The organism is Paenibacillus plantiphilus, assembly GCF_927798095.1.
GTDB classification, from domain to species: domain Bacteria; phylum Bacillota; class Bacilli; order Paenibacillales; family Paenibacillaceae; genus Paenibacillus_Z; species Paenibacillus_Z plantiphilus.
Genome location: NZ_CAKMMF010000058.1, coordinates 1 through 5,473, shown reverse-complemented (window position 1 = coordinate 5,473; position 5,473 = coordinate 1). Strand labels below are relative to the sequence as shown.

Below are 5,473 nucleotides of genomic sequence, written 5' to 3'. Positions count from 1 at the left end.
ATTTAAACTCGTCGTTATAATGCTGCCTCGTTTTCCCCATTGTGAACACCTCACCTTTTATTAGGATTATTATCTGTCCAACGTTACGAGGTGTCCACTTTTTATTCTAATTGCATTTTCAGCCTTACAGCGCGCCTCGCTTCACTTTTCCGAGCTGTAACACGGGATTTCTGCTTTACAGGGAATGCCTAATTAACTTTCTCAACAGTCTGAGACACCCTAACAGGTGTCTTTTGTTCTTGAACAGCAGCTTACTGACGAATCAGCCGGTCTGATACTGATGCAGAAGGGATTCAGGAACAAGCATCGTTGGAATCGTTCACTGCAAAACGTGATTATATTGATGCAATAACGATGTGAAAAAGATAGTTTAATTGATTATATGAGTAGGTACTAGTATAAGTTAGTACTATGCATGGGGACAGACACCGACAATAATTGGGATTATAACAATAATCCAAGAGGTGTCTTATGAATCCTGTGTACATGACAAGTATTGGTAAATTTTTGCCCGGCCCGCCGATTGGCAATGAGGAAATGGAAGACTATCTCGGGAAAATAGGAGGCAAAGGGTCCAAATCGAAACGACGCATTCTTGAGCAAAATCAAATTCGCTATCGACATTACGCGATGGATAAGGAACAAAAGAGCCAATACACGAACGCAGAGATGGCTTCCCTGGCCATACGTGATGCGCTTGAACGAAATGAGAGCATAGCAGACAATGCGATTGGCTTCCTTGCTGCCGCTACTACACAAGGTGATTTGCTCGTCCCCGGTTTTGCCAGCATGGTGCATGCTGAAACCCGTTTGCCGGTAATGGAGATTGCTACCCATCATGGGGTCTGCGCTAGCGGAATGCATGCGCTTAAGAATGCCTATCTACATGTACAATCCGGTGAGCATGAAACAGCGGTTTCTTGTGCTAGTGAATTTCCGAGCCGTGCATTTAAACATACGCGATTCGAAGCACAGGCTGGGAATAACGACAGACCAGTGCCATTCGATACTGATTTCCTTCGCTTTATGCTTTCTGATGGAGCGGGTGCAGCTGTATTGCAGAATAAGCCCTCCTTAAAGGGACAGTCGTTGCGTATTGAATGGATTGACAATCAGTCGTATGCGAATAAGTATGATGTATGCATGTATGCAGGATTCAATAAGGAGCGGGAAGAAGCTGCTTCATGGCTTGATTATTCATCGATTCATGAAGCGGCTGATGATGGAGCGGTTAATCTGAAGCAAGATATTCGGCTAGTTAATGAAATGCCAAAGGTTGGAGTTAATCGTTTCTTCGAACTGGTGGAGGAGGGGCGAATTAATCCGGCGGCGATTGATTGGATGGTCTGTCATTATTCTTCGCATTTCTTCCGAGAGGAAATCTTCCGACTGTTGCAGCTTGGCGGGATGACGATTCCAGAAGAGAAATGGTTTACGAATTTATATACGAAGGGCAACACAGGCGCGGCCTCGATTTATATAATGCTGGAGGAGCTGCTGCATTCGGGACAGCTCTCCGAGGGTGAGCAAGTGTTGTGCATGGTTCCGGAAAGCGGAAGATTCCAAACCTCTTTTATGCTGTTGACCGTCGTGGGGTCATCACCTGCAGCACAAGAAAATGCTGCATTCGTAGAACGTCAGCCAGCGGCGCCTCATCTCGAATATAATGAAGCTGATGCGATACAAGCCCAGCTTGTTCGGCAGCTCGTTCAGGTATGGATCGATTTTGAACAGAAGCTAGCTAAAGTCCCCATTATCCATAAGCTATATTCCAATCAGTTTACGGTCGATGATTACAAGGCGCTGATGGAAAATATTCGACAGCAGGTTATAGATGGCTCGCAGTGGATTGCTCGTGCAGCCTCCTATATTGCGATTGAGCATATCGACCTTCGCTCGACGTTTATTGCTCATGCGCGGGATGAGCATCGGGATTTTCAAATTCTGGAGCGAAACTATATTGCGGTTGGCGGCGATTTGGCAACGATCCAGTCTGGTGAAAAGAATATAGGCAGTGAAGCGTTATCCGCTTATTTATTCCAACGCGCAAGTCGTGACAATCCGTACGATTTAATTGGCGCCATGTGGATTATAGAAGGGCTCGGCTGCAGAATGGCCCGTTATTGGGGAGAAATGATACGCGATCAACTGGCACTGACAGATGAACAAGTATCGTTCCTGCTCTATCATAGCGATTCGGATGAGAAGCATTTTGAGCGATTGGAAACGGTAGTTCAGCATCCTATGCTTACTGCGGAGATTGCATCACGAATTGTGAAGACAGCAAAAACGACAGCTCGCTTGTATCTTCTTCAATTAGAGGAGCTTGGTAATGTATGAGTGAGACCCATTATTTTGAGAATATGGCTCATGATAAGAATGACCCGAATCCATTTCTGGCGGTCTATCTGGACCAGAGCATTCCGTTTAATGCGGAGGCGAAGGCCGCCTATCTCAAGGATTGCTCAAGCAAAACAAGACAGTTCCTGCTTCCGCTTATGAGACCACTAGCGCGGCTGATGATTATTTTGCTGCAAATTTATAAAAGCATCGTCCCTAAAGCTTTTACATCGTCCAAAGCATTGCATCGCGTATTGCATTGGGGGATGAAGACGTTTGTCAGTCCTAGTGCCAACTATATGATTCTAAGACATTTCTATCTCGGATCAGAGATACTGCAATTTATTCGGGACAACGTGCCTGGCGTGCAAGTTACGATGAATCCATTGAAGCCTACGAACCTGGAGCCTGTGAAAGACGACCTGTTCCTCATTCATGATCTGAATCTATATAATTTTGTTATCAATCTGAATAGTGAGCTTCGCAGCAAAAATATCGAGGTTACGAAACAGGATATTCTGAATTTCGATGCGATCACATCAACACCGATCCCAATCGAGCCGATGCCGAATCGATGGACGAATTTCCTTGATCTTACGACGGCTATTGAGTGCTTCACACCTATTTATCAGCTTTTTTTAACAGATAACGATTTTTGGAGGGCGACGAATTCACTGCAGCTGGATGAAACGATTGGTATTCTTGCCTCCAAAGTTATTGGAAGCAATGACCGTCTTGCACTGATTAACAACAAGCATCCCATGGTGCCGCTCTCAACACTGGGAGCTGGCTTTCGTCTCGTACTGCACGGGCTCGCTACAGAGCAGCTTCACGCGCTGCTTATTGAGCTGAAGCATAAACAGATGAAGGCCGTGTAATTGGCCAAGACTACACGCTTAGAAGTTTATGCGGCCTATTCCCCGGGCAGGAGTTCGCTCTCCTCGCCTTCCACCATGTAATCCACAACCGCACGAGGTTGTGGATTTTTGTTATCTCGATTGGCTAATCGTTGTGGTAGGACCTCCATCGTGAAGGCCGCTTTATTAAGCTGCACTTGTTGGTGAGCCGCTTGCTGTGAATTTGCAAAATGTAATCAGGATTACAGAACTGAATCATCTTAAATGTTATAACAATAAAGAGGGCTGGTAGGCGGTTTTAAGTTAAGTTCATCGCTAAGTGTGAAAGTAAGAGGAAATAATAATATTTTATATTAATATTTACTATGAAGACTTATAGAAAATAGAAGTATATACTAATAAATAGTATATTGATGTTTTTTGTTTTTTGTGAAACGGGGGAAAAATAATGAAGAAAATAAATTTTTTAATGACTATTGTTATTGTACTCACGATAATTGCACCTGGGCTGGCACCAAGAGCTGAAGCGGCAGGGGGCACAGTTACAAAGTCCTATACAGCCACTGCCGATACGATGGACTTAAGAGGTCATCAGGGTGATGACGGTATTTATGATAATGTTGATGATGGTTTACTTTATATCGGGATGATGAATAGTGACGGCTTTGTAAATGTACGCAACCGAATGGCCGCAACATTTAATTTAGGTGCGTCAGAAGGGAATGTTGTGTCAGCGGAGTTGGTTTTGACTGTTGCTGCTGTCACAAGGAACCTTGGTCATACTTTGTATATGGAGGCTAGGGGATCTGCTGCGAATGATTTGAACTATGGGAGCTTTCCCGTAGTAGATATCAATGCGCCTTATGCCGACAAATTTACCGCCAAAAGTACTGCCGAAGTGCCGCTGGACACTTATCTTGAGAATCAAACGGTTACGCTCAATGTGAAGAGCGCTGTAGATGCCTTCACAGATGGTTCAGATCGTAGAATTACCTTTATACTCAATGGAAATGAAGCCGATGCGGATAGCGGCAGATTTCTCATTTTTTCTCGGGAATATCCGACTGCTGCATATCAACCGAAGTTGATCGTTACGTATGGGACCGCTGTAAATAATCCTCCTACGGGTTCCTTTACGATAGCTGAAGGAGCAGCGACCAGCGCCAGTACGGTTAATCTGTCCGTAACAGGGTCAGATCCTGATGCAGGCGATAGTGTTACTCATATGAGATTTGCGAATAGCGTCGTGAATTTGTCTGCGGCAGCTTGGCTGCCCTTCAGCAATACAGCGACATTCAGCCTAGCTGGAGGAGATGGGGCGAAGACGATCTATATGCAGTTGAGGGACTCCCAGAATGGGGTTTCGGCGAATTCTTCTCAGACCATTCTGTTGGATCAGACGGCGCCAACAGGTACACTTACCATAAATGATGGTGCCACATGGGCTAGAAATCATACAGTGACATTGAAAGGGACCTATTCAGATGGAACCGGCTCAGGAGTTGAGCAGGCACGTCTCTCCAATACTAACGGCACTTGGCAGACTAGTTGGTTCAGTGTCGCTGACTTGAACGGGAGGGCTTGGGTCCTCCCGGCGGGCGAGGGAGCAAAAACCGTATATGTACAATATCGAGATAAAGTTGGTAATACGAGTGCCGGAATTATTAGCAGTACGATCACAGTAGATACGACGGCTCCTATTATTTCCAATGTAGATAACGGAAAAGCATATAACAGCAGGGTGAACGCTCTATTTAACGAGGGTAGCGGGCTGCTCAACGGCAACCCCTACAGCAGTGGTACAGAGATTGATCAGGATGATACGTATACGTTGATCGTAACAGATCCGGCAGGTAATAGTGCCACGGTAACCTTTGAAATTGACACGATGGCGCCTATCGTTACAGGAGTAACCAACGGTGGGTTATACAAAGCGAACGTAACCGTCTCCTTTAACGAAGGAACGGCGACCTTGAACGGGGCTGCTTTTGTCAGTGGTACGGAGGTTGAACAAGCTGGCGTGTACACGCTGGTTGTAACGGATGCGGCAGGCAATGTGGCGACCGTTAGCTTCACGATTGACAAGACAGCACCTGTAGTGGCAGGAGTAACGAACAGCGGGAATTATAAAGATCCAGTGACCGTTAGTTTTGATGAAGGAACGGCGACCTTGAACGGGGCTGCTTTTGTCAGTGGTACGGAGGTTGAACAAGCTGGCGTGTACACGCTGGTTGTAACGGATGCGGCAGGCAATGTGGCGACCGTTAGCTTCACGA

At 45.8% G+C, this 5,473-nt stretch carries 2 protein-coding genes and 1 pseudogene; all 3 read left to right on the top strand.

What is annotated here, in order from left to right; genetic code table 11:
• The first annotated feature begins 471 nt into the window (after positions 1-471).
• The gene (locus tag L6H65_RS26205) at positions 472-2,340 is read left to right on the top strand and encodes a 3-oxoacyl-[acyl-carrier-protein] synthase III C-terminal domain-containing protein (protein ID WP_236347654.1); all 1,869 of its coding nucleotides are present in this window, start codon (positions 472-474) and stop codon (positions 2,338-2,340) included.
• Entirely contained in the window at positions 2,337-3,218 is an 882-nt protein-coding gene (locus tag L6H65_RS26200; protein WP_236347651.1) for a DUF6999 family protein, read from the top strand. Before L6H65_RS26205 ends, L6H65_RS26200 begins: the two co-directional genes overlap by 4 nt.
• Positions 3,219-3,645: 427 nt before the next feature.
• Positions 3,646-5,473 (top strand): annotated as a pseudogene (locus L6H65_RS26195) (hypothetical protein); the annotation flags it as partial.